Raw genomic sequence first — 26,311 nt, forward strand, 5'->3', positions numbered from 1 at the left:
ATTCGTGACAGATTGGTTGCCCGACCGAGGTCTGCGCACCCCCGAACTCTCGTCGCAGACGGTGACGCTCGCGGTCGCCGCCGCCCTGCTCTTGGCGGTCGTCGGCCTCCACCCCGTCTCCGTTCTCCCGGTCCGGTCGCAGTACGCGCTTTCGGTTTTCGTCGTCGCGCTCCTGCTCTGGTTGACCAAGCCGGTTCCGTACGCGATTTCGAGTCTGGCCTGCGTCTCCCTGTTGTACGCCCTCGGCGTCGTGGACTCCTTCGAGGCCGCGGTCAGCGGCTTCACCTCCTCGCTCGTGTACTTCCTCCTCGTGTTGTTACTCCTCGGCAACGCGGTCCGGTCGGTTGGGTTGGACACCCGGTTAGCGAACCGACTGCTGTCCCCGGACAGCACCCCCCGCGGGACGTTTCGCTCCATCGCGCGGAACGTCCTCGTGCTGGCGCTGTTCATGCCGTCGGCGATGGCCCGCGCGGTCGCGTTCATCCCCATCGTCGAGGAGGTGACTGAGGAGTTCGACCTCCCGTCGGGAAGCGGGTTCGAACGCGCGACGTATCTCCTCTTGGGCCACATCAACCCCATCGCGTCGATGGCGCTCATGACCGGCGGCGGGATGGCGCTCGTCACCTCGGGCATCCTCGCGACGAGCGTCCGACCGCTCTCGTGGGTCGAATGGGCGGTCCTGATGGTTCCGCCCACGGTGGCGCTCTACGCGCTGGCCGCCGCGGCCGCCGGTCTCCTCAACGCCGTCGACGCCGACTCGACCGTCGACCCCGGCGCGTCGGGGATTGCGGATGCGTCCGCCGACGGCGAGTTGACTCGCGAACAGGGACTCGTCGCCGCGGTGATGGCCGGGACTGTCCTCGCGTGGGTCGTCGGGTCGTTCGTCGGGATTCCCGAGATTCTCCCGGCGGTCGCCGCGGTCACCGTCCTCGCGCTTCCGGGGGTCGACGTCATCGACGCCGACGACGTCAAGGGACTCAGCTGGGGCGTCCTCTTTCTCATCGGCGCGACGCTGTCGATTCTGGACGCCTTGGAAGCGACCCAAACCATCGCGCTCGTCGTCGACCTCCTCGCGCGGTTCGTCCCGTTCGGGGCGTTCAGCCACTGGCAACTCGTCGGACTGCTCCTCGGGTTCGCGGTCGCCGTCCGCGTGCTGTTTTCGACCGGGTCGGCCGCCATCGTGGTGATTCTCCCCATCGTACTGCGGTTCGCGGAGACGTTCGGCGTGACGCGGCTCTACCTCGGACTCGCGGTCCTCCTCGTCGTGGGGTCGACGACGATTCTCCCGTTCAACACGACCGCCGTCCTCGTCTCGCTGGACCGCGGCCCGCTGACAAACCGGGACGTGACGCTGTTCGGACTCGTGACGATGGGCCTGTCGCTCGTCGTCGTGACCCTCTCGTGGCTCTTCTACTGGCCGCTCGTCGCCTGAGTCGGCGACCGGTCCGCGCCCGTCCGCGTGAACCCGCCCGGTATCGCCGCCCGTTGCGGCAACCACCTGGCTATTTGTGGGTGAACGGTATCTGCCCGGTACGGGTGAGTTCGCATCTTACGTGTTGAGTTTACGACGGCACCGACCGGCGTCATGTCGAAGATAGACCGCCGTCTGCGAGACGCCCGGAGCATCGAGTTGGACAACGCGTTTTACGTCGAGGACGGGACGTGGATCGAGTCGCTCACCATCGCCTCCAACGGTCCCTTCGACGTGGAGTCCCTCCTCGCCGACATCTCGGGCGTGACCGTCTTCTACGACGAGGAGATTCCGACCGCCTCGACCGACGTGCAGATACGCCGAGTGACGATTCTCGCCAACGAGTCGTACCCGTTCATCCTCGGACTGGTGCTCAGACAGGAGACGATTCCGAACCGCATCGTCCTCCAAGACGGCGTCTTCGAGGTCGTCGCCACCGCACAGGACTGGGACCACTTCAGGGAACTCGCCGACGAGATTCAGGAGACGCTCGGGGAGTTCGAACTCCGCTCCGTGACGCAGGACGAAACCCCCGGCGAACCGCTCGACAGCGGCCGATTAAAGGAGGTGTTAATCTCCAAGTTGACCGACGACCAACTCGCGGTTCTGGAGACGGCGTTCAACCACGGCTACTTCCACATTCCCCGGGAGACCTCTGAGACCGAACTCGCCGACGAACTGGGCATCGCTCAGTCCACGCTGAGCGAACGACTCCGGACCGCGGAGCGAAATCTGCTCGAACTCATCTACGGGCCGCGACAGGAGTAGCGTTGCACGTGCTGGTGAATGTTGCCGCTTTTCACCGGCCCAGTATATAAAGAACGATAGATATCGGGGCGTATCGGGAACAGCACCATGGAAGATACTCCATAACAAGCGGTCGCAATGTCGGAGAAAAATCGTGATAGTTCGGGTGTCGAACGTGGAACTGGCCTCACGCGGCGCGACTACGTGGCGGCGACGGCGACCGCCCTCGGCGTGACCGGACTCGCGGGGTGTACCGGTGGCGGCGGCAACGGGAGCGGCGGGAGCGACGGCGGGTCGAGTCTCACCCCCGACGTTCCGTCCGGGACCCCGGAGACGGTCGAGACGAAGTACTGGCGCGAGTGGGAGACCATCGACGCCGACGAACCGCCGCTCGACTACAGCGCGACCGCCGGCGCGGTGTTGGACCCCGTCCCGCTCGAATTTTCGAGCGAGGACGACCCGTGGATGCGGGAACACGCGCTCATGGTCCAGCGCGGACTGGACGCGCTCGGTATCGAGACGCAACTCAACGACCGACCGCTGAACCAACTGTACGCCCAGAGCTGGGACACGAAGGGGCTCGAAGCGATCATCTCGATGAGCACCCACGGTCCGGACCCGCAACGCGGGCTGGACCCGAACCCGCTTTTGATGCGGCGGACCGAGACGAGCCTCTCGAACTACGACAACTACTACCACCCCGACCTGCAGGAGGTGCTGACGGAACAGAGTCGGGCGACCGACCGCACCGAGCGCGAGGAACTCGTCGCCGAGGCCCAGCGCATCTTCAGCGAGGACGTGGGCGCGCTCATCACGCTGTTCCCCGATATCATCACCGCGGTCAACACGGAGCGCTGGAGCGGCTACGTCCAGACGCCGGGGAACGGCCCGACGAAGGACTCGTTCGTCTGGTCGGAGGTGAACCTCCAACCCCAGACCGACGACCGGGCCTACATCAAGGGCGTGACCACCTCGATGAACTCGCTGAACCTCCCGTGGGCCGCCGGCGGCGCGGAGGCGAAGCGACTGACGTTCATCTACGACGGCCTCTTCGACGCCACGCCGGACCTCGAAGTCGTTCCGGCGCTGGCGACCGGCGGCGGGTTCGTCGACGACACCACCGTCGAACTCACTCTCCGCGAGGGCGTCGAGTGGCACGACGGCGAACCGTTCACCGCGGAGGACGTGAAGTTCACCGTCGAACTGTACAAGGAACACTCCTCGACCAGTCAGACGCCGTTCTACGAGCCGGTCGAGTCGGTCGAGGTGCTCGGCGACCACGAGGTTCGGTTCAATCTGAAGGGCCCCGACGCGGCGTTCATGACCCAGCGCGTCGTTCGCAGCGTCATCATCCCCAAGCACAAGTGGGAAGACGTGGAGAACCCGTCCCAGCACAACCCCGAGTCTCCCGTCGGCACCGGGCCGTTCACGTACGAAAACTGGGAGCAGGGGACCCGCTTCGAGGTGTCGAAAAACGAGGACCACTGGATGTTCGACGACGACTGGCGGGCCGACGTGCTCGGCGACCAGGCCACGACCGGCGAGGGCGTCGAGCGCGTCATCTGGATAAACGTCGGCAACATCGACTCGATGATCGGCTCGCTACAGGGCGGCGAAATCGACGCCATCGGGACGACGCTCTCGAACTCGCAGGCCGACCGCGCCGCGAGCACCGCCGGCGTCGAGAAGATGACCTCGGGCAACTTCGCGCCGCTCGACACGAAGCTGATGTTCTCCTGTCCGCTCGTTCGCGACAAGGAGTTCCGCGTCGCTCTCGCCAAGTCGGTCGACACCGAGGGCTTCGCCACCGACGTGTTGCAGGACCGCGCGACCGTCCCGAGCGGGGAGAACCCGATTTCGGACCTCACGCCGTGGCACACGTCGGACACGACGCACTACGAGTTCGATATCGACGGAGCGAAATCGAACCTCGAACGGGCCGGCTACACGTGGGACGACGACGGAAACCTCCGGTTCCCCAACGGGGACGCGTGGGCCGCCTTCGTCGAGCGCATCCAGCCCGGAAACATGCACCAACGCCGCGACGAACTCGGACAGGCGGACTTCTCGTGAGGTGACGAGCATGTCGAACACTACCCATTCGCGCCGTCGGGGGGCCGACCATGAGTGAGTTCCAGCGCTTCCTCGCGAAGCGACTCGCCATCTCCATCCTGCTCACCCTCGTGGCCGTCTCGGTCATCTTCGTCGTCCTGCGGCTGCTGCCGGGAAGCCCGTTCGAGTCGCTCGTCACCGCGGGCAACCTGAGCCAGCAGCAAATCACCGAAATTCGGGCGATGTACGGCCTCGACCAGCCGATGTGGCGGCAGTACCTCAGCTACCTCCAGAGCATCCTGCTGTTCCAGTTCGGCTACTCCATCCTGCGGAGTCAGCCCGTCTGGGGTGTGTTGGCCCCGCGGCTCGTCAACACGCTCATCCTGCTCGTCCCCGCGTTAGTGACGACGGCGGTCCTGAGTTCCCTCCTCGGGATGTACGTCGGCTGGAACCGCGGGAGCAAACTGGAGAAGCTCAGCATCATCGCCACGACGTTCCTCCGGTCGACACCGGTGTTCATCACGGGCATCCTGTTCGTCATCGTCTTCGCGTACAACCTCGAACTGGTGCCCGCCTTCGGGATGCGCTCTATCAGCGCCTCGCCGGAGGGCTACGTCGAGACGTTCGCCTCGCTCGACTTCCTGCACCACTACATCCTGCCGTTTACCGTGTCGGTGCTGTACTACAGCGGCGACTTCCTGCTGTTGGCGCGCAACGGCGTCGTCGAAAAGCGGGGCTCTGAGTTCCTCAAACTCCACCGCGCCAAGGGGCTCTCGGAGATGCAGCAGCTCGCGCGGGCGGGTCGGAACTCCATGCTGCCGATTCTGACCTACTTCGCGCTGCGTCTCGGGATGATATTCCAGGGACTCATCCTGCTCGAAGTCGTCTTCGGCTGGCCCGGCATCGGCCGCGAACTCGTGCTCGCCATCCAACAGCAGGACTACCCGCTGGTGCAGGCGGCCGTGTTCATCATGGCGCTCGCGGTCATCGTGGCGAACCTCGTCGCCGACGTGCTGTACGCCTACTTCGACCCGACCGTCTCGACCAGCGGAGGTGGTGCCGCGTGAGCACCGAGACGAAGCCCGAAGCCGAACTGAAAAAGCGCGTCGAAGGGGTCGCGGAGACGCTCCGCGACCAGTTCACGTTCCTGCGGCGCGACCGCCTCGCGTTCGCGGGCGTCGTCATCGTCGCCGCGTTCGTCTTCCTCGGCCTCCTCGGACCCGCGCTCGCCCCGCACGACCCCATCGAGCACACCGTCCGCGACGACGCCGGGTCGATGCTGCGGCTGTCCGAACCGACCGGCGCGGCCCCGTTCGGGACGACCGCCTACGGGAAAGACGTCCTGAGCCAGTTCCTCGCCGGCGCGCAACCGACGTTCATCGTCGGACTGTTCGGCGGCATCGGAACCGGCGCGCTCGGCTTTCTCGTGGGGCTCGTCAGCGGGTACTACGGCGGCTGGGTGGACGAGGTCCTCATGCGACTCACGGACCTCACGTTCTCCCTGCCGTTCACGCCGATGGCGCTGTTGCTCCTGACGTTCGTGACGCCGAGCGTCTGGCTCATGACGGGCATCATCGTCGCGTTCCTCTGGAAGATGCCCGCGCGCGTCGTCCGCTCCGAGGTCCTCTCCGTCAGGGAGCGCACCTTCGTGAAGTCGGCGCGCGCCAGCGGCGCGAGCGACCTGCGGACGATGCTCTACCACGTCGCGCCGAACGTGCTCCCCATCGGCTTCCTCTACACGGCCTACGGTATCGCGTGGGCAATCGCCGCGCAGGCCAGCCTGGCGTTCCTCGGATTCGGCGACCCGACCGTCACGAGTTGGGGCCGGATGCTCCGACAGGTGTTCGAATCGGGCAACATGCGCGTCGCTTGGTGGTGGGTGCTTCCGCCCGCACTCGGCATCGCGGCCATCACCACCTCGGTGTTCCTCATCGGACGCGCCTACGAAGAAGTCATCAACCCGGAAATTCAGACCGAACAATGAGCCTCCTCGACATCACAGACCTCACGGTCACCTACTCGACCGACAGCGGAACCGTCCACGCCGTCAACGACGTGTCGTTCAGCATCGACGAGGGCGTCAACTACGGCCTCGCCGGCGAATCCGGCTCGGGGAAATCGACGCTCGCCGAGGCCGTTCTCGGCCTCCTCCCGGGCAACGGCTCCGTCGAATCCGGGAGCATCGAATTCAATGGCCGCGACCTGACCGGCCTCAGCGAGCGCGAGCGCCGCGACGTGCTCTGGGAGGATATCGCGTACATCCCCCAGAGCGCGATGGACTCGCTCGACCCGGTGATGTCCACCGGCGCGCAGATTCGGCAGGCGATTCAGACCCATCGGAACGTCACCGACGACAAGGCCCGCGCGCGGGTCCGAGAGCTGTTCGAAATCGTCGGGCTCGACCCCGACCGCATCGACGACTACCCCCACGAGTTCTCCGGGGGGATGCGCCAGCGCGTGACCATCGCGATGGCGCTCGCGCTCGAACCGGACCTCATCATCGCCGACGAGCCGACCACGGGGCTCGACGTCATCGTCCAGGACAAGATTATCGACAAGATTCTGGAGATACAGGACCGGATGGACAGCTCGCTGCTGCTCATCACCCACGAAATCGGCGTCATCGCCGAGACGTGCGACGAGCTTTCGATACTCTACGGCGGGAAAGCCATGGAGCAGGGAAGCGTCGACAACGTCCTCGTGAACCCCACGAACCCCTACACGATGGGGCTGAAGAACTCCTTCCCGGAGATTGAGGAGGGCGACCAGGACCCCGTCTCGATTCCGGGGTCGCCGCCGAACCTGAGCGAGGAACCCAGCGCCTGTGTCTTCAAGGACCGGTGTCCGTTCGCCACCGAAGAGTGCGAGGCGTCCCATCCGGACCTCGTCGACCTGCCGAACCGCAACCACCGCTCGGCGTGCCACCACGTCACCAAAGCCGCCCAGATGCGGCGCGACGCCACCGACCCGGAGACGTGGGGCATCCCCGACAGCCACGACGAATCGGACCGCGGCGAGGTGCTCCTCGAAACCGACGGCCTCGAGAAGTACTACGAACAGAGCCAGCCGCTCCTGGATAAACTCAGGGGGAACGACCCGAACTACGTCCGCGCCGTCGACGGCGTCTCCCTGCGCGTCCGGCGGTCCGAAATCCTCGGTATCGCCGGGGAGTCGGGCTGTGGGAAGTCGACGCTCGGCGAGACCATCGCGCTCTTGAAACAGCCGACCGGCGGCGAGTTCGTCTTCGACGGCGAGCCCTACGAGCACTACGCGGACGGGAACATGCGCGAGTTCCGCCGGAAGGTCCAGATAATCTTCCAGGACCCCTTCGACTCGCTCAACCCGAGACAGACGGTTCGGCAGTTGGTCGGCGAACCGCTCACCATCCACGACTACCGGACCGAAGAACGGGAACGGGCCATCGTCGAGACGCTGGAGAAAGTCGGGCTCACGCCCGCGAAGAAGTTCCTCGACCAGTATCCCCACCAGCTATCGGGGGGCCAACGCCAGCGCGTCGCGGTGGCCAAGGCGCTCGTTCTCGACCCCGACTTCCTCATCTGCGACGAGCCGGCGTCGATGCTCGACGTGTCGCTGAAGGTGAACCTGCTGAACCTCCTTCGGGAACTCGCGGACACAGAGGACATCGGCATCGTCTACATCTCTCACGACCTCGCCAGTCTGGTGCAGGTGTCGGACCGCCTCGCGATTATGTACCTCGGGCGGGTCATCGAGGAGGGCGACGTCGAGTCCATCGCGGCCGAGCCGAAACACCCGTACACCACCTCGCTCCTCGCGGCCGCCCCCGAGAAGGACCCGACGGTCGACCGCGACCGCGTCCTGCTCGACGGTGAGCCCCCGGACCCGGTCAGCCTCCCGTCCGGTTGCGTCTTCGCCCCTCGGTGCCCGAAAGCAGAAGACGCGTGCCGGGAGAGCGAACCCGGACTCGATACCGTCCGTGACGGCGACCACCGCGCGGCGTGTTACTTCCCGGACGGCGAGACTCCCGACGCTGACGGCCTCGCCGACGACCGCTCGGATTCCACGTACGGGGACCCCGAGTTCTCGCCGCCGGCCAGCGGCGACTCGGCCAGCGACTGACGCCGCCCTTCGACTCTCCTCGCTTCGTCTCTTTGGCGACCTCCCGGTAGCGCCGCGTCTCGATTCGGATTCGAGGCTCGACTCGGTGCATTAGTATTGCGAAAAATAAAAAATTCTATCGAAGAAAATACCCGAACAGTTTTCAAATTATTGGGATCAAAGGCCAATAAAATTCTGTAAAACAATTTCAAATCCGCACATCACCTATTCTATTTAGGTAATATGGAAAAGATACGCCGACTCCTTTCTAGAACGATTTTAAAACGCCGAAATTGCGCTATATCTGTGTATTAGCGGTTGAATAGCAGAAATCCTTACAAATAATATTGTAGAAAATTTAATTTACTGCCTCTGTCTGAACTGCTTTCGACCGAAACTCCCCTTACGCCAACTCCGAGATGTCGAACACCGGTTTGCACGTCCCGCCCTCGATGAACGTCTCGAAGGCCTCGTCGGCCTCGAACAGCGAAAACCGAGTGTCGACGAACGTCTCGCAGTCCACGTCGCCGTCGCGAATCAGGCGGAAGGAGCGCTCGAAGTCCTCGTACATGGACGCGTACGAACACTGGAGGTCGATTTCGGCCCGGACGAGCGGGGAGTAGGGCATCGAGGTCTCGCCGGTCTGGCCGACGAGGACGATTTGGCCGCCCTTCCGGACTTCATCGACGGCCGTCGTGAGCCCCGAGGGGTGGCCGGTCGTGTCGAACACCACGTCGTAGCCGACGCCGCCGGTGTGGCGCTCGCGGCGCGCCTCGGTGTCGTCGTCGGCGACGTTGACCGTCTCGAAGCCGAGTTCCTCCGCGAGCGGGAGTCGGTAGTCGGCGTCCTGTCCCACGCCGGAGACGACGACGGTACCGCCCTGCGCGGCCGCGACTTGGGCCGTCAGCAGACCGATTGGACCGGGCCCCTCGACCAGCACGCGGTCGCCCGCGCCGACCCGAGAGTTCTCGATGACGGCGCGCGCGGCGATGCTCGTCGGCTCCGCGACCGCGGCGTGCTGCTGTTTCACGTCGTCCGGAATCGGGTGGAGGGCGCGCTCGGGGACGGCGATGAACCGCTCGTAAGCGCCGTCGTGGTCGACGCCGGTGATGACCGCGTCCTGGCAGACGTTCTCCTCGCCGATGCGACACTGATAACACTCGCCGCAGCCGCGAATCGGACGCTCGACCACGCGGTCGCCGACGCCGAACTCCGTCACGCCGTCGCCGACTTCGACCACGCGACCGGCGTACTCGTGACCGATGACCGTCGGGAGTTCCATCCGTTCGAAGGCGGATTCGAACTCGTAGATTCCCGCGTCGCTCCCGCAGAGACCGGCGTAGTCGACCTCCACGAGCACTTCTCCCGCGCCCGGCTCCGGTTTCGCTCGCTCGACGAACTCCATAGCGCCGGAGCTACGCTCTACTTTGGCAAGTCCTCGCATGACAGCACATGTGGGACGGGTCCGTAAAAACGTACTGCATGCGGCACTTCCATCGCGCGTTCCGCAACTATCATGTCGGTACCGTGTGGAGTGGCACCATGGTCGCATACGAGCACACGCCAGTCTCCGTCAGCGACAAGCGCGTAGTCGTCGTCGGCGGGACGAGCGGTATCGGACAGGCAATCGCCCTCGGATTCGCCAGCGAGGGCGCGGACGTACTCGCAACCAGCCGACGCGAGTCGGCGGTCGACGAGACGGCCGACGCAATCGAGGAACTCGGGGCGAACGCGGTTCGGGAGACGTGCGACGTGACCGACTCGGCCTCGCTCGAACGCGTCCGCGAGCGCGCCGTCGAGGAGTTCGGCGGCGTCGACGTGGTCGTCGCCTCGCAGGGCGCGATTTCCCGCGAGACGGTCCGCGACATCGACGACGACGCCTGGGACCACGTCACCGACATCGCGCTCGGAGGCGTCCGTCGGGTGACGCAGGAACTTGCCCCGGCCGTCGCCGACGGCGGGTCGATTATCAACATCTCCTCTTTGGCCGCGCGCCTCTCGATGGCGAACCTCCCCGCCTACTCGGCGGCGAAGGGCGGCGTCGAGGCGTTCACCCGCGCGTCCGCGAAGGAACTCGCCCCCGAAATACGCGTCAACGCCATCGCGCCGGGCTTCGTCATCACCCCACAGAACGCCGACACCTACGCCGAGGGGACCGAAAAGCGCGAGCGAATCGACGAGCGAACGCCGCTCGGTCGGGTCGCGGAGCGAGAGGAAATCGTCGGCGCGGCGGTCTTCCTCGCGAGCGACGCCGCCTCGTTCGTGACGGGTGAGGTCGTCACCGTCGACGGCGGGTTCGCTGACAGCGCTTTCTAACCCGACGCTCCGCTGTTAGCGGACTCACCGTTCGCGAGCGTCGTTCCCTTCGGACGCGCGTCTCTCACCCTCGCTCGTCAGCGCGGGCCGTCTTCGGTCGGCATCGTGCTACTGAGCGCAAATTCTGTAATAGGGAACGCCCTTTCCGGGCTGAACCGCCGTCTCCCCGTCTCCGCTCCCCGCCCCGATGACTCGGCGGTCTCACCTCCCGTTCCCCGGTATCGGCCGTTCTAGATTACAAGCGTACGCGTGTAATCTTTCGCCTAATCGCCGTACATCGAGCGAGCAGTCCCCGTACGCGTCCGTTCGAACCCCGCCCGACTCCGTTCTGTAATAGAAAATACAAACGTCTGACAGCCATTCCGACTCGGCTGTGACCGAATATCGCCGGAGACGCGTTGCGACGGTCGAACTCCCCGCTCTCCGGAGTCGCTCCCTGAGAACTCGGCTGTCCGCTCTCGTCGAACTACGCCGGAACGGTCGCGTCTCCGCCGTTTGATTGATTCGTCTCGCTGTCTCGAAACGTTCTGTTACTGAGAATACCCATGTCGCCCTCCAGCACGGTGGTTCCGTGTTGCGTCGGCCGCGTCGCGTAGAGTCGCCCGTGCCGCGCCGGCGACCGTCTTCCCCATGTCCCGTCCTTCCCACGGCCGCCGGCGCTCGTCTTCAGCCAACGACCGACTGCGCTCTCCCGGCGTTTCGAGACCGAACTCACCGTGGTCTCGCGGTTTTTGCGTCCTCCCCCGCGTCGCGCCGCTCGCGCCGGGACGTACTTTTATAACAATCGATGGTAATGAGACTACTGAATGCACTACCACCAGCTAGCGGTGTCGGGAGAGCGCCGGCTCACGGTGAGTCGCGGCTCCACGACGTACGACCTGACGAGCGCCGACGCGGACCTTCGGACGTTCGGGGACTTGGCTCGGGTGGCGAGTATCGCCCGGACTTCTATCGACCGTCTGGCGTCGGAACTGACCGAAGACGCCGACGTGGTTGACGAGGGGTTCGTCGACCAGCACGCGACGGTCCCGGTCGACGCCGAGGAAGTCTGGGCCGCGGGCGTCACCTACCAAATCAGCGAGCAAGCGCGCGAGGAGGAGAGTTCGATGCCGGACATGTACCTCGATGTGTACGACGCTGACCGACCGGAGATTTTCTTCAAAGCCACGCCATCTCGGACCGTCGAACCGGGCGACGCCATCGGCGTCAGAGAAGATTCCGAGTGGGACGTGCCCGAACCGGAACTCGGTATCGTCCTTCGTCGCGGCGAAATCGTCGGCTACACCGTCGGCAACGACGTGAGCAGTCGGTCGATAGAGGGCGAAAACCCGCTGTACCTCCCGCAGGCGAAGGTCTACGACCGTTGTTGTTCTATCGGCCCGTGTGTGGTCACGCCCGAAGACGTGGACGACCCCCACGAGTTGGAGATGAGCATGACCATCGAACGCGACGGCGAAATCATCTACGACGACGCCACGAACACCAGCGAGATGGTCCGCAGTTGCGACGAACTCGTGTCGTACTTCACGCGCCACAACACGGTACCCGAACTGGCGGTCATCCTCACGGGCACCTCGCTCGTCCCCGAACAACCGTTCGACCTCCAAGCGGGCGACCGCGTCGATATCACCGTCGAGGGTATCGGCACCCTCTCGAACTCCGTCACCACCGTATGAGCTCTGCACCCACCGACATCGTCGAAGAATTCACGCGCCGCGACTGGCAGGGCGACGACGTGACGGGCACCGTCAGGGTCGCCATGATCGGCCTCGGCTGGTGGACCCGCGACGAGGCGATTCCCGCGGTCGAGGAGTCCGAGTTCTGCGAGACGACGGTCGTCGTCAGCAGTTCGAAGGAGAAAGCCGAGGGCGCGACGGCGTTGGCCGAGTCGATAACCCACGGACTCACCTACGACGAGTTCCACGAGGGCGTCGCCGCCGACGCCTACGACGCGGTGTACGTCGTCACGCCCAACGGGCTACATCTCCCGTACGTCGAGACCGCCGCCGAGTTGGGGAAGGCGGTCCTCTGCGAGAAACCGCTCGAAGCGTCGGTCGAGCGGGCGGAAAGGCTCGTCGCCGCCTGCGACCGCGCGGACGTGCCCCTGATGGTCGCCTATCGGATGCAGACCGAACCGGCCGTCCGGCGCGCCCGCGAACTCGTCGAGGCCGGCGTCATCGGCGACCCAGTGTTCGTCCACGGCCACATGTCCCAGCGCCTGCTCGACGAGGTCGTCCCCGACCCGGACCAATGGCGGCTGAATCCCGAACTCTCCGGCGGGGCGACCGTCATGGACATCGGGCTCTACCCGCTGAACACCGCGCGGTTCGTCCTCGGCGCAGACCCCGTTCGCGTCAGGGCGCGCGCCCGCGTCGACGACGAGGCGTTCGAGGCCGTCGGCGACGAGCACGTCAGTTTCGGCGTCGACTTCGACGACGGCACGCTCGCGGTCTGCACCGCCAGCCAGTCGGCCTACCAGTCGAGCCACCTCCGAGTGACCGGCACCGAGGGGGAACTCGAAATCGAGCCCGCCTTCTACAACCGCCAGCGACGCGGCTTCCGGCTGTCGTGGGGGGACCAGTCCGCCGACTACGACTTCGAGCAGGTGAACCAGATGACCGAGGAGTTCGACTACTTCGCCTCCCGGCTCCTGACGGAGACCGACCTCGAACCCGACGGCGACCACGCCCTCGTGGACATGCGCGCGATGGACGCGATTTACGCCGCGGCGGAGCGCGGCACCGACGTCGCCGTCGACGCCGACCACGACCCCGCTCTCGACGGAGCGTAGCGACCGATTCGACGCGTTTTCGCCCGGAGTTTTATTATCGGGGTCGCCGCACCTCCCCGCATGCAGTTTGGTATCCTCGGCACCGCAGGTATCGGCGTCGAATCGGTGATTCCGGCGATTCAGGCGAGCGACCACGCGGCGGCCGCCATCGCGTCCCGAGACGAGGAGCGGGCGAGCGCGGTCGCCGACGAGGTCGGTATCCCCACCGCCTACGGCAGTTACGAGGCGCTGTTGGCCGACGACTCCCTCGACGCGGTCTACATCCCGCTTCCCAACAGTCTCCACGCCGACTGGGTCCGGGCGGCCGCCGACCACGGTCTGCACGTGCTCTGCGAGAAGCCGCTAACCGCCAGCGCGGACGAGACCGCCGCCGTCTTCGACTACTGCGAGGACGCGGGCGTCACGCTGATGGAGGGGTTCATGTACCGCTTCCACCCGCGGACCGAGCGGGCCGCGGAACTCGTCGCGTCGGAGCTCGGCGAGGTCGTCTCGGTCACCTCGAACTTCTCGTTCCGCCTGCCCGACGGGGCGGAGAACATCCGCATCGAGCCCGAACTCGCCGGCGGGAGCGTCATGGACGTCGGCTGTTACGCCATCAGCGCGGCGCGGCTCTTCCTCGGGACGCCCGACCGGGTGTACGCGACCACGACCGACACCCGTGACTGCGGCGTCGACACGCGGATGTCGGGCGTCTTGGAGTACGACTCCGGCGCGAGCGCCAGCGTCGAATCGTCGTTCGACACGCCCGAGACGCAGTACTACCGCGTCCAGACCACCGACGGCTGGCTGGAGGCGAAGACCGCGTTCAACATCGAGCCGACGGCGTCCGCCGAACTCACCTACGCCACCGACGGCCGGGTCGTCACGGAGACGTTCGACCCGATAGACAACTACCGCAGCGAGGTCGAGGCGTTCGCCCGCGCCGTCGAGACCGGCGAGACGCCGCGAATCGACCGCGAGGAGTCCGTCGACCTCATGCGAACCATCGACGCGATTTACGAGAGCGCCGACAGCGGGCGCACGGTCGAGTTGGACTGACGGCCCGCGGCCGCCGTCCGTTTCGACTCAGCCCAACCGAACGTCGGAGCGAAACTCGGGGCGACCGGTCGCCTCCACGTCGAGACGGAACAGCGCACCCGCGTCCTCGTCCTCGCCTGCTCCGCCGTCCGGGTCGCCGCCGGCGGTCGTCACGTAGAGCGAATCGAGGTCGGGCCCGCCGAACGCGACGCTCGTCACCTTCTCCGTCGGCACGTCGAACCGGTCGAGTTCGGTTCCGTCGGCGTCGTACTTCACCACACAGCCTCCTTCCCAGCGGGCCGACCAGATGTGGCCCGCCGAATCGACCGTCATCCCGTCCGGCAACCCGGGCGTCGCCGGCGATTCGACGAACCGCTCGCGGTCCGAGACGGCCCCCGACTCCTCGTCGTAGGCGTACCGATAGATGGTGTGTGCCTCGGTCTCCGTGAAGTAGAACCGCTCGCGGTCGCGGGTGAACCCCATCCCGTTGGGGATTCCGACGCCGGTCTCGACCGTCGTCACCGTCGCGTCGGTGCCGAGGCGGAACAGCCGTCCACCCGCGGACTCCGAGGGCATCGTCCCGCAGAACACCCGCCCGGCGGGGTCGGCGATAACGTCGTTGAACCGGGTCGGTGAGTCGACGATTTCGGTCACTCCCGTGAGTTCGCCGTCGACGACGCACCCGACGCGGCCGCGGTCCATGAACGCCAAGAGCGACCCGTCGCGCTGAATCGTCACGCCGGCCACGACCGACGTTTCGACCGGACAGTCGTGCGCCCCCGTCTCGGGGTCGTAGCGGTGGAGTCGCCCGCCTTCGATGTCTACCCAGTACAGCCGCTTTTCGTCGGGGTGCCAGACCGGGCCCTCGCCGAGTCGGCACGACGTGTCGACCACTCTCGTGACGGTCATGGGCGTCCGTTCGGAACCGACCGCAAAATACGCTTCCCCCGAGTTCGTGGGGGCCGCCGCCACTTCCGTCGCCGTCTTCAGAAGTGCGAGAGCTTGTCGCGTCGGTAGAGGTCGAGCGACAACACCGTGTTCGGCGACCGCTGGCGGACCGCGTAGGCGATGGCGTCGGCGACCTCTATCGCCTCCGTCACCGAGCCCTCCTCGAACGACTCTTCGAGCGTCTCGCCGCTCTCGGAGCCGAACTCGGTTCGCACCTCGGTCGGGTTGACGCAGGTCACGCCGACGTTCTCCTCGCCGATGCTCCCCTGCAGGCTCGACGCGAACCCGCGGACCCACCACTTCGTCGCGGCGTACACCGGGTTGTGGGGTCGCGGGTGGTTCCCGGACATGCTCCCGAGGAAGACGAGGTTACCTTCCGACTCTTCGAGGTGCGGAATCGCCTCTCTGGCCGTGTAGAACATCCCGTCGACGTTGACGCCGGTCATCAGGCGATACTCCTCGTCGGTCAACTCCGCGACCGACTTGTCGATGCCGAGGCCGGCGTTGCAGACGACGATGTCGAGCGAGCCGAACCGTTCGACGGTCGCGTCGACGAGCGCCCGGACCGCGTCGGGGTCGGTCACGTCCGTCGGCACGACGCTCACGGCTGCGTCCGTCGCCTCGCGAATCTCGTCCGCGAGCGATTCCAGCCGTTCGACTCTGCGGGCGGCGAGGCACACGTCCGCGCCGTCTTCGGCGAGCACGCGCGCGGTCGCCGCGCCGATTCCCGAACTCGCGCCCGTGACGAGCGCCGTCCGCCCGTCGAGCGGGTCTTCCAAAGCGGTTGGTCGGTCGACCATACGCCGTGATTGTGACCCTGTCGCATACGTGTTTTCCCCGTGGCAATCCGGCGACGGGCGCTTGGAACACGTTTATTAGACTCCCGTCGATTGTCATCGTATGGCACGTATTGCGGTCACCGGAGCGGCTGGAAACGTCGGGAGAGTCACGGTCGAGACGCTGGACTCGGACCACGACGTGACGCCCATCACGCATCGCGAGCGCGAGGGACTCGACAGCGTCATCCTCGACGTGCGCGACGAAGACGCGCTGACGGAGGCGTTCGAGGGCCACGACATCGTCGTCCACCTCGCGGCCAACCCGAACCCCGACGCGGCGTGGGACAGCGTCTACGAGGTCAACATCGGCGGCACGTACAACGTCTACGAGGCGGCGCTGGCGGCCGATATCGACCGGCTCGTCTTCGCCAGCACGAACCACGTCCACCAGATGTACAACATCGCGGACGCGACCCGACCGGAGACGCTGGCGGCCGAGGCCGAGGCGGTTCGGGTGTCGGACCCGCCGCGCCCCGACTCGTACTACGGCGTGAGCAAGGTGTTCGGCGAGGCGCTGGGCAACTACTACGCGGACCGACACGGGTTGGAGGTGCTCAACCTCCGCATCGGGTGGCTCCTGACGGTCGACGAGGTCCGAGAGAAGATGGACGAAGAGGAGTCCGTCGCGCGCTACGTCCGCGCGATGTGGCTTAGTCCCGACGACTGCGAGCAGGGGATGCGGCGGGCCGTCGAAGCACCGCTTCCCGACTCGCCGCTCGCCGTCAACCTCATCTCGGCGAACGACGACCGGTATCTCTCGCTCACGGAGGCGATGCGCACCATCGGTTATCGCCCGCGGGACAACTCGGCGACCGTCGTGGAGTGAGCGAGAGCGTCGTTACCCGAGCGACTGCGACGTGACGTACGCGGCTGTCGACCGACCGTGAGACGGCGTCGCGGGCGAGGACGATCGCCCCCGGACAGCGTTTCGTTCGGCTCTCGAAAACGCCTTCTTTTCGGTGCTCACGGTTTTCGCCCCGAGCGCGCCGCAGCACGCGTTGACGAAACCCCGCCCCTTTTATATCATCATCTGTCATTCACAACTTATATATGCGGGTAGCTAACATGGGTACTACATGGTCGAGCATGACAGTAGCGATGGAAGTGTGAACCGTCGAAAGTACCTGAAGGCCCTGACCGTGGGTGCCGCCGCCGGCCTCGCTGGATGTACCGGTGGTGGCGGCTCCGAGACCGAGGCCACCGAAGGAGGGAGTGGCTCTGGTGGCTCCGGCGACGACACCGAGACCGGCGGGAGCAGTTCGGGCAGCACGTGGGACTCGCAACTGGAAGTGCTCCACGGCTGGGCCGGTGGCGACGGCGAGGCGGCGGTCACCGCGCTCATCGAGGCGTTCGAGGAAGAGCATCCCGAGATGGACACGAACTTCCAGGCGGTCGGCGCGAGCGCGAACGTGAACCTCAACGCGACGATTCTCCGGCGACTCGCGAACAACAACCCGATGAGTTCGTTCGCCAACTGGCCGGGGAAGAACCTCGAGCGCTACTCGGGCGCGCTGATGGACCTCGAAGCCGACGTGTGGGACGCCGAGGGCTTCAAAGACACCATGCAGGCCCGCGCGGTCGAACTGTGTAAGTTCAACGACAAGATGCCGGCGGTCCCGCTCGGGTCCCACCGGATGAACAACCTGTTTTACAACACCGCCGTGTTCGAGGAGGCCGGCATCGACGCGTCGAGCCTCGACAGCGTCGACGCGCTCCTCGACGCGCTCGAAGCTATCGACCAGAACACGGACGTGACGCCGATGGCGCAGGCGATGGTCGCGCCGTGGACGAACCTCCAGCTCTGGGCGCAGATTCTGACGAGCCAAAGCGGCGTCGACGCGTACACGAACTTCATCGAGGGCAACCCCGACAGGGCGGCCGTCGTCGAGGCGCTCGAAGCGCTGAAGACCATCAACGAGAACTACATCACCGCCGACGCCTCGTCCATCAGCTTCACGACGGCGGGCCAGAAGGTCATCTCGGGCAACGCGGCCACCATTCACCAGGGGAACTGGGTGTACGGCATGTTCCGCGCCGACGACAGTTTCAACTACAAAGAGCAGTGGGACTGGATACCGTTCCCGGGCACGGAGGGAATCTACTTCTACCACGTGGACTCCATCGTCGCGCCGAGCAACAACCCGAGCCGCGAGGAGACCATCGCGTGGCAGAAGTTCGTCGGCACGAAGAAGGCCCAAATCGCCTTCAACAACCCCAAGGGGTCGGTTCCGCTCCGCACCGACATCGACCCGAGCGAACTGACCGACTTCCTCGCGATGACCTACGAGGACCTCACCGACTCGGAGGCGTACCCGCCGACCATCGCCCACGGTCTCGCCGTCACGCCCAAGACGATGGGCGCGTGTAAGACCGCCTTCGGCGACAACTTCATGGGGCCGTTCAAGGTCGAAGCCACCGCTGACGCGCTCATCGAAGCGGTCTCCGAGTAAGGCTTCGGTCGAAACTACACCTTTATCACCCACAAATAAAATATAGGTATATCGATGGCTACACACGATAACACGGAGCACGTCGCCGACGCGACCGACGAGGCGGTCGGGTGGGAGTCGAAGCTCCGGTATTTCCTCAACAGCGACTTCGTTCGCTCCGCGCCGTACTGGGGAATCCCGTTCGTCCTCATGAGCATCGCCGTTTACGGTGGCATCGGCTACAACTTCGCCATCTCGTTTACGGACTACGAGGGCCTCGGCACCCCCGATTACTCCGCCCTCGACCTGGAGATGTACGCCCAGGCGCTGTCGAGCGACGCGTTCGTCTCCGCCGCGCAGAACAACTTGGTCCTCCTCGTGGCGTTTACGACCGTCTGTCTGATACTCGGCCTGTTCCTCGCAATTCTGTTGGACCACGGCATCCGCTTCTCGGAGAAGTTCCAGACGGTCTATCTCCTCCCGATGAGCCTCTCGTTCGTCGTCACCGCGCAACTGTGGCTCTGGATGTTCAACGTCGAAAGCGGCATCCTCAACCTCGTCGTGACGACTCTCGGGTTCAACCCGGTGGACTGGCTCGGAAATCCGTCAATCGCGCTCGGGGCGGTGATATTCGCCCTCATCTGGCAGTTCAGCGGGTACACGATGGTCGTCTACCTCGCGGGGCTCCAGTCGATTCCGAACGACCAGTTCGAGGCCGCCCGCGTCGACGGTGCGAGCATCACCCGGACCTACCTCCGCATCATCGTCCCGCAACTGAAGGAAGCGTCCGTCAGCGCGGCCGTCGTGCTGATGGTGTTCGCGCTGAAGGCGTTTACCTTCCTGTACGCGCTCGTCGGCCGGTACCGCCCGCCGAACGGGACGGACATCCTGGCGACGCTCATGGTGCGCCGCGCGTTCAAGTTCGGTGAGTGGGCCTACTCGGCCGCCATCGCGACCATGCTCCTCGTCATGGCGCTCGGCGTCATCGGACCGTACCTCTACTACCAGTACAAACAGGGGAGTCTCTGACCATGTCACAGTCGTCATCCACAGGCAGTTTCGACGTCGCATCGCTCGTCGAGGACGTGAACCTCCGGCGCGTCGGCCAGTACGCGCTCGTCGTGTTCTTCCTCGGGTTCTTCCTCGTCCCGCTGGAGACGGGCATCATGACCGCCATCAAGACGAACGAGTCTGTCGCTCGCTCGCTCCCCTTCGCGCCGCCGGTCGGCGAGGGATTCACCCTCGGGAACATCCAGTTCGCCCTCGAACAGCTCTCGGGGTCGTTCTTCAACTCGCTCGTCATGTCGATTCCGGCGACCATCGGGAGCGTCCTGTTCGGGAGCATGGCCGCCTACGGCCTCACGATGGTCAACTGGCGGGCGCAGATGGGCGTGCTGATGCTGTTCGTCGTCGGCGTCTTCGTCCCGTACCAGGCCGTGTTGGTCCCGCTCGCGCGCTTCTGGAACAACATCTTCCCGCTCGCGCGGATGATAGAGCCGATGGTGGCGTCGATACCCTTCTTCCAGGGGTACCACGCCGAACTCGTGCCGCTCGTCATCACCCACATCGCCTACGGGATTCCCATCTGTACGATACTGTTCCGGTCGTACTACCAGAGCCTCCCGAACTCGCTCGTGGAGGCCGGCAAAATCGACGGCGCGAGCATCACGAAGATCTACCGGCGCATCATCCTGCCCATCTCGAAGCCGATGTTCGGCGTCGTGTTCATCTACCAGTTCACGCAGATTTACAACGAGTTCCTCTTCGCGTTCACGCTCGTCACCGGCTCCGACGCGCCGGCGGCACCGGTCACGCTGGTGCTGCCCGCAATCGGGGCCTCGACCTCCGGCATCGACTTCGGTATCAGGATGTCCGCGGCGTTCCTCGCCGCGATTCCGACGCTCATCCTGTACGTCGCGTTCGCCGAGCAGTTCGCCAAGGGACTTCGCACGGAGGCCTAAGCTATGGGACAGATTCAACTCACCGACCTGACGAAGCGCTTCGGCGACACGGTCGCCGTCGACGACCTCTCGCTCGACATCGCCGACGAGGAGTTCCTCGTCCTCGTCGGTCCGTCGGGCTGTGGGAAGTCGACGACGCTCCGAATGCTCGCCGGCCTGGAGACCGCGACCAGCGGGGACATTTACATCGGCGGGGACCACATGAACTACCGCGTCCCGCAGAACCGCGACATCGCGATGGTGTTCCAGGACTACGCGCTGTACCCCCACATGACCGTCCGGCAGAACATCCGGTTCGGGCTGGAAGAAGAGGAGGGATACACGTCTGCGGAGCGCGACGAGCGCGTCGTCGAAGTCGCGGAGACGCTCGGCATCGCCGAGCTGCTCGACCGCAAGCCCGACGAACTCTCGGGCGGCCAGCAACAACGGGTCGCACTCGGGCGCGCAATCGTGCGCGACCCCGAAGTGTTCCTGATGGACGAACCGCTGTCCAACTTGGACGCCAAACTGCGGGCGGAGATGCGGACCGAACTCCAGAACCTGCAGGACCAACTCGCGGTCACGACCGTATACGTCACCCACAACCAGACCGAGGCGATGACGATGGCGGACCGCATCGCCGTCATGGACGACGGCGAACTCCAGCAGGTGGCCTCGCCCTTCGAGTGCTACCACGAGCCGAACAACCTGTTCGTCGCGGAGTTCATCGGCGAGCCGATGATAAACCTCGTCCGCGGGACGCGCTCGGAGACGACGTTCGTCGGCGAGCACTTCTCGTACCCGCTCGACGAGGGCGTGATGGAGGCGGTCGGCGACCGCGAGGACCTCGTCTTGGGGATTCGTCCCGAAGACATCGAGGTCGTTGACGCGGCGACCGACGACACCGCCGCCGACGCCGCGCTCGGCGACCACGAACTCCGGATGGACGTGACCGTCGTGGAACCGCACGGCGACCAGAACGTCCTCCACCTCTCGCACCCGGACCAACCCTCCGCCGACGACGCCCTGCAGGCGGTCACGGAGGGGATGCACCTCGTCACCCGGGGCGACCGCGTCACGGTGACGATTCCGCCGGACAAGATTCACGTGTTCGACGCGGAGACCGGAACCGCGGTGCACAACCGCCGCCACGACCAGGAAGCCGACCTCACACAACTCGAACAGTAGCCATGGCACGATTGACACTCGACGACGTAACGAAGGTTTACACGGACGACGGCGGCGGCGACATCGTCGCCGTCGAAGAGATATCGCTCGACATCGACGACGGGGAGTTCCTCGTGCTCGTCGGTCCCTCGGGGTGCGGCAAATCGACGACGCTTCGGATGATGGCGGGGCTCGAAACCGTCACCGAGGGCGAACTCCGTCTCGAAGAGCGCCTCCTCAACGGCGTGTCCGCACAGAACCGGGACATCGCGATGGTGTTCCAGTCGTACGCGCTGTACCCGCACAAGAGCGTCCGCGGGAACATGTCGTTCGGCCTCGAAGAGTCGACCGACCTGCCGGACGACGAGATACGCCAGCGGGTCGAGGAGACGACCGACATGCTCGGCATTAGCGACCTGCTCGACCGCAAGCCCGGACAGCTTTCGGGCGGCCAGCAACAACGGGTGGCCCTCGGGCGCGCAATCGTGCGCGACCCCGAAGTGTTCCTGATGGACGAACCGCTGTCCAATCTGGACGCCAAACTGCGGGCGGAGATGCGGACCGAACTCCAGCGCCTGCAGGAGGAACTCGGCGTCACGACCATCTACGTCACTCACGACCAGACGGAGGCGATGACGATGGGCGACCGGGTCGCCGTCCTCGACGACGGCGAACTCCAGCAGGTCGGCACGCCGCTGGACTGCTACCACCGGCCGAACAACCTGTTCGTCGCGGGCTTCATCGGCGAGCCGTCGATGAACTTCTTCGACGGGTCGCTTTCGGGCGACACCTTCCGCGGCGACGGCTTCGACTACCCGCTTTCGGGCGCGACCAGAGACCAACTCGGCGGCGCGAGCGGCCTCACGCTCGGCATCCGACCCGAGGACGTCGCGGTCGGCGAGCGGCGCGCCGGCGAGCGCACCTTCGACGCCGAAGTCGTCGTCGTCGAACCGCAGGGGAACGAAAACACCGTCCACCTGCGGTTCGCCGACGGGGGCGAGGGAACCCAGTTCACCGCGACCACCACCGGTCGGTCGAGGGTCGAAGCGGGCGACCGCACGACTGTCTCGTTCCCCGAAGACGCGATTCACCTGTTCGACGGGGAGACCGGCGACGCGCTGAAGAACCGAGAACTCCCGTCGAACCGCGCCATCGACGCGTTCGTCTCGAACTGACGCCGCGGCCCCGCTCCCGGCCCCGGCCGCTGACGCTGTTTCGATTTCTCCGCGCCGTCTCTCGCTTCCTGTCCCCGCACGCAGAGTCTCGCACTCGGCGCTTCTTTCGGACCGACCTCACTCCGTTCTTCGTTTTCGCTTTCGCTTTCGCTTTCGTTTCTCGCTCGCAGTTCGCGCGCCGCTCTCAGTCGTAGCTATCTGCGTCAGCGTAGCGACTGCACCCGCGAGTCGCGTCGCTCCGGTATCGAACGCCAGCGAGTGAAAAAGCGGCCGCGGCGGACGCGCCGCGTGTCGGGAGACGCTCACGTCTCTCGTTCGCGGTGGTGCGTCCGGGTTATGGGTGTGGTATGTCAGGCTGTCGCGGCCGCTGTGGGACAGTCTCGCTCTCGGTGTCGGGTTACTCCTCGTCGAAGAGGGTCTCCCCTTCGACCATGTGTTCTCCGACGGCGTCGAGGTCGAGCGTCAGCCCGAGGCCGGGCTTCTCGGGAATCTCCATGCGACCGTTCTGAATCAGGCCGTCTTCCTCGACGAGGTCCTCCCACCAGCCGAGCTGGTAGGAGTGGTATTCGAGGGCAAGCGAGTTGGGGATGGCCGCGGCGACCTGCGCGGAGGCCATCGTCCCGATGGGCGACGAGACGTTGTGCATCGCCACGGGGATGTAGTACATGTCCGCGAGGTCGGCTATCTTTCGCGTCTCGCGCATGCCGCCGACGCGGGGCAGGTCGGGCGCGATGATGTCCACCGCCTGCGGTTCGAGCAGCGTCCGCTGGCCGAACTTCCGGTAGACGTTCTCGCCGACCGCGATGGGCGTCGTCGTGGACTGGGTCACGAGCTTCTGCACGTCGTGGTTCTCCGGCGGCACGGGGTCTTCGAGCCACCACACGTCGTAGTCTTCCAGCTCGGCGGCGAGGCGCTTGGCGCTCCCGCCCGTGAAGGACCAGTGGCAGTCGAACGCCACGTCCGCGCGGTCGCCGACGGCCTCGGTGACGGCCTCGACGATTTCGACCTTGTGGTCGATTTCGGGGTTGCGGAGGTGGCGGTTCGCGCGGTCCTTCTCGTGGCCCGAGGGGACGTCGAGGTCGAACTTGATGGCGTCGTAGCCGAGCTCCTCGACCACGCGGACGCCCTCCTCGGCGCAGGCCTGCGGGTTGGCCTCGTCTTCGGTGTGGAGGTCACAGTAGACGCGCACCTCGTCCCGGTACTTCCCGCCGACGAGCTGGTAGGCGGGCACGTCGAGGAGTTTCCCGGCGACGTCGTGCAGCGCGATTTCGATGCCCGAGATGGCGGAGATGACCTTGCCCGAGACCGAACCCTCGCCGGACATCTTCTGAACGAGATGCTCGTAGAGGCGGTCGATGTCGAGGGGGTTCTCGCCGACGAGGAACGGTTTCATCCGCTCGATGATGGCGGTGTCGCCGCCGCCCCAGTAGGCCTCGCCGGTGCCGACGACGCCCGCGTCGGTGTAGACGCGGACGAGAATCCACGGGTAGTTCCCGTCGACCATCGTCGTCTGTACGTCCGTGATTTCGGCGTCGCGGACGCCGCCTCGCGGATTCGTGATATCCATCGTCTCCGCGGACAGGTCGCGCATCGTGTACTCCGCGTTCGGGTCGCTAAGCTTCGCTTGCTCAACCATTGCGCACGTATATCTCGAAAGCCACTACAAAAGTGTGTGGGTCGGTAGTTCGTGGCTCACCCCGACGCGCGCTCCCGAACTCGCCTCGCCGACGACAGCCAACAAATAGTGACAACTTCGCAAGAATTGTATGTCGGAAGACGGAACGTGTACTCGATGACGGACCCCAGTAAAAACTACGTCAACGGCGAGTGGGTGACCTCGGAGACCGGCGAGACGGCCGAGGTGACGAACCCCGCGAACCCGAGCGAGGTGGTCGCGACGTATCAGCACTCGAACGAGAACGACGCCGCCGCGGCCGTCGACGCCGCCGTCGCGGCCGAAGACGAGTGGCGAAACACGCCCGGTCCCGAGCGCGGGCGCATCCTCCGCGAGGCGGGGACACTCCTCGCCCAGCGCAAGGAGGAACTGACGGAGATTCTCATCGCCGAGGAGGGGAAGGCGCGGCCCGAGGCGGCGGGCGAGGTACAGCGCGCTATCGACATCTTCCACTACTTCTCGACGAAGGCCGCCGACCTCGGCGGCACGAAGAAGGGCGCGAGCGGGTCGAACACGAACCTCTACACGCGGCAGGAGCCCGTCGGCGTCGCGGCGCTCATCACGCCGTGGAACTACCCCATCGCCATCCCGGCGTGGAAGCTCGCCCCGGCGCTCGCCGCCGGCAACACTGTCGTCCTGAAGCCCGCCTCCATCGCGCCCGGCGTCGTCATCGAAATCGCCCGCGCGCTCGACGAGGCCGGCCTCCCGGACGGCGTCCTCAACGTCGTCACCGGCCCCGGTAGCTCGGTCGGCAGCGAGTTCATCGGCAACGAGGGCACGGACCTCGTCTCCTTCACCGGGAGCAGTCAGGTCGGCGAGATGGTCTACGAGCAGGCCACAGACGCCGGCAAGCGCGTCCAGACCGAACTCGGCGGGAAGAACCCGACGCTCGTCGCCGACTCCGCGGACCCCGCCGAGGCGGCCGACATCGTCGCCAACGGCGGATTCGGAACGACCGGCCAGTCATGTACGGCCTGTTCCCGCGCCATCGTCCACGAGGACGTGTACGACGACTTCGTCGCCGAACTCGTCGACCGCGCGGAGTCCCTCGACGTCGGCCCCGGAACCGACCACGAGATGGGCCCACAGGTCAGCGAGTCCGAACTCTCCTCGACGCTCGAATACATCGACATCGCCGAGGGCGAGGGCGCGACGCTCGCCGCCGGCGGCGGCGTCCCCGAGGGCGAGGAAGTCGAGACGGGTCACTTCGTGGAACCGACGGTGTTCACCGACGTCGACCCCGACATGCGCATCGCACAGGAGGAGGTCTTCGGGCCGGTCGTCGCCGTCATCGAAGTGAGTGACTTCGACGAAGGGCTGGCGGTCGCGAACGACGTCGACTACGGCCTGTCGGCCAGCGTCGTCACCGACGACCACACCGAGGCGAACCGCTTCGTCGACGAGGTCGAAGCCGGCGTGGTGAAGGTAAACGACAAGACGACCGGCCTCGAACTCCACGTCCCCTTCGGCGGGTTCAAGCGCTCGTCCTCCGAGACGTGGCGCGAGCAGGGCGACGCCGGTCTCGACTTCTACACCATCGAGAAGACCGTCTACGACAGCTACTGAGCCTCCCACCCGGTCGCCGACGGCGACCGTCTGCCATCGTCTCGTTCTTTTCTCTCCTCTCCTCTCCTCTCCTCTCCTCTCCTCTCCTCTCCTCTCCTCTC

The 26,311-nt window shown here is 65.6% G+C and carries 21 protein-coding genes; 17 read left to right on the forward strand and 4 right to left on the reverse strand.

Annotated elements, in window-relative coordinates; all coding sequences use genetic code 11:
* Window positions 1–61: 61 nt before the first annotated feature.
* From AUR65_RS15115 to AUR65_RS15140, 6 genes are all read left to right on the forward strand, one after another.
* Complete coding sequence (locus AUR65_RS15115; RefSeq protein ID WP_058567671.1) at window positions 62–1,432, forward strand: SLC13 family permease; 1,371 nt, start codon at window positions 62–64, stop codon at window positions 1,430–1,432.
* Between the two features lie 153 nt (window positions 1,433–1,585).
* The gene (locus AUR65_RS15120) at window positions 1,586–2,239 is read left to right on the forward strand and encodes a helix-turn-helix domain-containing protein (RefSeq protein ID WP_058567653.1); all 654 of its coding nucleotides are present in this window, start codon (window positions 1,586–1,588) and stop codon (window positions 2,237–2,239) included.
* A gap of 183 nt (window positions 2,240–2,422) precedes the next feature.
* A complete protein-coding gene (locus tag AUR65_RS15125; RefSeq protein ID WP_084816469.1) occupies window positions 2,423–4,291 on the forward strand; it encodes an ABC transporter substrate-binding protein in 1,869 nt (622 codons plus the stop codon).
* Between the two features lie 50 nt (window positions 4,292–4,341).
* Window positions 4,342–5,337, forward strand: a complete 996-nt coding sequence (locus AUR65_RS15130; protein WP_058567655.1) for an ABC transporter permease — start codon at window positions 4,342–4,344, stop codon at window positions 5,335–5,337.
* The gene (locus AUR65_RS15135) at window positions 5,334–6,254 is read left to right on the forward strand and encodes an ABC transporter permease (RefSeq protein WP_006600034.1); all 921 of its coding nucleotides are present in this window, start codon (window positions 5,334–5,336) and stop codon (window positions 6,252–6,254) included. The genes AUR65_RS15130 and AUR65_RS15135 overlap by 4 nt, the downstream gene beginning before the upstream one ends.
* Window positions 6,251–8,368, forward strand: coding sequence for a dipeptide ABC transporter ATP-binding protein (locus AUR65_RS15140; protein WP_058567656.1), 2,118 nt, complete (start codon window positions 6,251–6,253; stop codon window positions 8,366–8,368). The genes AUR65_RS15135 and AUR65_RS15140 overlap by 4 nt, the downstream gene beginning before the upstream one ends.
* A 382-nt stretch (window positions 8,369–8,750) precedes the next feature.
* Here the strand turns inward: AUR65_RS15140 and AUR65_RS15145 are convergent, their stop codons facing one another.
* A complete protein-coding gene (locus AUR65_RS15145; protein ID WP_058567657.1) occupies window positions 8,751–9,791 on the reverse strand; it encodes a zinc-dependent alcohol dehydrogenase in 1,041 nt (346 codons plus the stop codon).
* Window positions 9,792–9,889: 98 nt separating this feature from the next.
* On the opposite strand from AUR65_RS15145, the gene AUR65_RS15150 reads away from it, so the two are divergent.
* The 4 genes from AUR65_RS15150 to AUR65_RS15165 all read left to right on the forward strand — a co-directional run bounded on the left by AUR65_RS15150 (window position 9,890) and on the right by AUR65_RS15165 (window position 14,492).
* Window positions 9,890–10,663, forward strand: coding sequence for an SDR family NAD(P)-dependent oxidoreductase (locus AUR65_RS15150; protein ID WP_058567658.1), 774 nt, complete (start codon window positions 9,890–9,892; stop codon window positions 10,661–10,663).
* Between the two features lie 806 nt (window positions 10,664–11,469).
* Entirely contained in the window at window positions 11,470–12,339 is an 870-nt protein-coding gene (locus AUR65_RS15155) for a fumarylacetoacetate hydrolase family protein (protein ID WP_058567659.1), read from the forward strand.
* On the forward strand, window positions 12,336–13,454 hold the full coding sequence (locus tag AUR65_RS15160) for a D-xylose 1-dehydrogenase (RefSeq protein WP_058567660.1): 1,119 nt from the start codon (window positions 12,336–12,338) through the stop codon (window positions 13,452–13,454). Before AUR65_RS15155 ends, AUR65_RS15160 begins: the two co-directional genes overlap by 4 nt.
* Window positions 13,455–13,514: 60 nt before the next feature.
* The gene (locus AUR65_RS15165; protein WP_058567661.1) at window positions 13,515–14,492 is read left to right on the forward strand and encodes a D-xylose 1-dehydrogenase; all 978 of its coding nucleotides are present in this window, start codon (window positions 13,515–13,517) and stop codon (window positions 14,490–14,492) included.
* A gap of 27 nt (window positions 14,493–14,519) precedes the next feature.
* Here the strand turns inward: AUR65_RS15165 and xacC are convergent, their stop codons facing one another.
* Both xacC and AUR65_RS15175 read right to left on the reverse strand, forming a co-directional pair.
* Complete coding sequence (gene xacC, locus AUR65_RS15170; protein ID WP_058567662.1) at window positions 14,520–15,380, reverse strand: pentonolactonase XacC; 861 nt, start codon at window positions 15,378–15,380, stop codon at window positions 14,520–14,522.
* Window positions 15,381–15,457: 77 nt separating this feature from the next.
* Window positions 15,458–16,219 carry an SDR family oxidoreductase gene (locus AUR65_RS15175; RefSeq protein ID WP_199180619.1) on the reverse strand — a complete coding sequence of 254 codons (762 nt, stop codon included), beginning with the start codon at window positions 16,217–16,219 and terminating at the stop codon, window positions 15,458–15,460.
* A 100-nt stretch (window positions 16,220–16,319) separates the two neighbouring features.
* Here AUR65_RS15175 and AUR65_RS15180 point away from each other — a divergent pair, with 100 nt between their 5' ends.
* The 6 genes from AUR65_RS15180 to xacK all read left to right on the forward strand — a co-directional run bounded on the left by AUR65_RS15180 (window position 16,320) and on the right by xacK (window position 22,969).
* Complete coding sequence (locus tag AUR65_RS15180; RefSeq protein WP_058567663.1) at window positions 16,320–17,084, forward strand: NAD-dependent epimerase/dehydratase family protein; 765 nt, start codon at window positions 16,320–16,322, stop codon at window positions 17,082–17,084.
* A 313-nt stretch (window positions 17,085–17,397) separates the two neighbouring features.
* The gene (locus AUR65_RS15185; protein WP_199180635.1) at window positions 17,398–18,708 is read left to right on the forward strand and encodes an ABC transporter substrate-binding protein; all 1,311 of its coding nucleotides are present in this window, start codon (window positions 17,398–17,400) and stop codon (window positions 18,706–18,708) included.
* A gap of 54 nt (window positions 18,709–18,762) precedes the next feature.
* Window positions 18,763–19,716, forward strand: coding sequence for a xylose/arabinose ABC transporter permease XacH (gene xacH, locus AUR65_RS15190; RefSeq protein WP_058567664.1), 954 nt, complete (start codon window positions 18,763–18,765; stop codon window positions 19,714–19,716).
* 2 nt (window positions 19,717–19,718) lie between these two features.
* Entirely contained in the window at window positions 19,719–20,648 is a 930-nt protein-coding gene (gene xacI, locus AUR65_RS15195) for a xylose/arabinose ABC transporter permease XacI (protein WP_058567665.1), read from the forward strand.
* A 3-nt stretch (window positions 20,649–20,651) separates the two neighbouring features.
* Window positions 20,652–21,815 carry a xylose/arabinose ABC transporter ATP-binding protein XacJ gene (xacJ, locus tag AUR65_RS15200; RefSeq protein WP_058567666.1) on the forward strand — a complete coding sequence of 388 codons (1,164 nt, stop codon included), beginning with the start codon at window positions 20,652–20,654 and terminating at the stop codon, window positions 21,813–21,815.
* A gap of 2 nt (window positions 21,816–21,817) precedes the next feature.
* Window positions 21,818–22,969 carry a xylose/arabinose ABC transporter ATP-binding protein XacK gene (xacK, locus tag AUR65_RS15205; RefSeq protein ID WP_058567667.1) on the forward strand — a complete coding sequence of 384 codons (1,152 nt, stop codon included), beginning with the start codon at window positions 21,818–21,820 and terminating at the stop codon, window positions 22,967–22,969.
* Window positions 22,970–23,366: 397 nt separating this feature from the next.
* Here xacK and AUR65_RS15210 read toward each other — a convergent pair whose 3' ends face one another.
* Window positions 23,367–24,605, reverse strand: coding sequence for a xylonate dehydratase (locus AUR65_RS15210; RefSeq protein ID WP_058567668.1), 1,239 nt, complete (start codon window positions 24,603–24,605; stop codon window positions 23,367–23,369).
* A gap of 156 nt (window positions 24,606–24,761) precedes the next feature.
* Between AUR65_RS15210 and xacF the strand changes: the two genes are divergently transcribed.
* Window positions 24,762–26,210 (forward strand): 2,5-dioxovalerate dehydrogenase, encoded by a 1,449-nt coding sequence (gene xacF, locus AUR65_RS15215; protein ID WP_058567669.1) that lies wholly within the window; start codon window positions 24,762–24,764, stop codon window positions 26,208–26,210.
* Window positions 26,211–26,311: the final 101 nt, after the last annotated feature.

It is taken from the genome of Haloferax marisrubri, from assembly GCF_001469875.2.
In the GTDB taxonomy this organism is placed as follows: Archaea; Halobacteriota; Halobacteria; order Halobacteriales; family Haloferacaceae; genus Haloferax; species Haloferax marisrubri.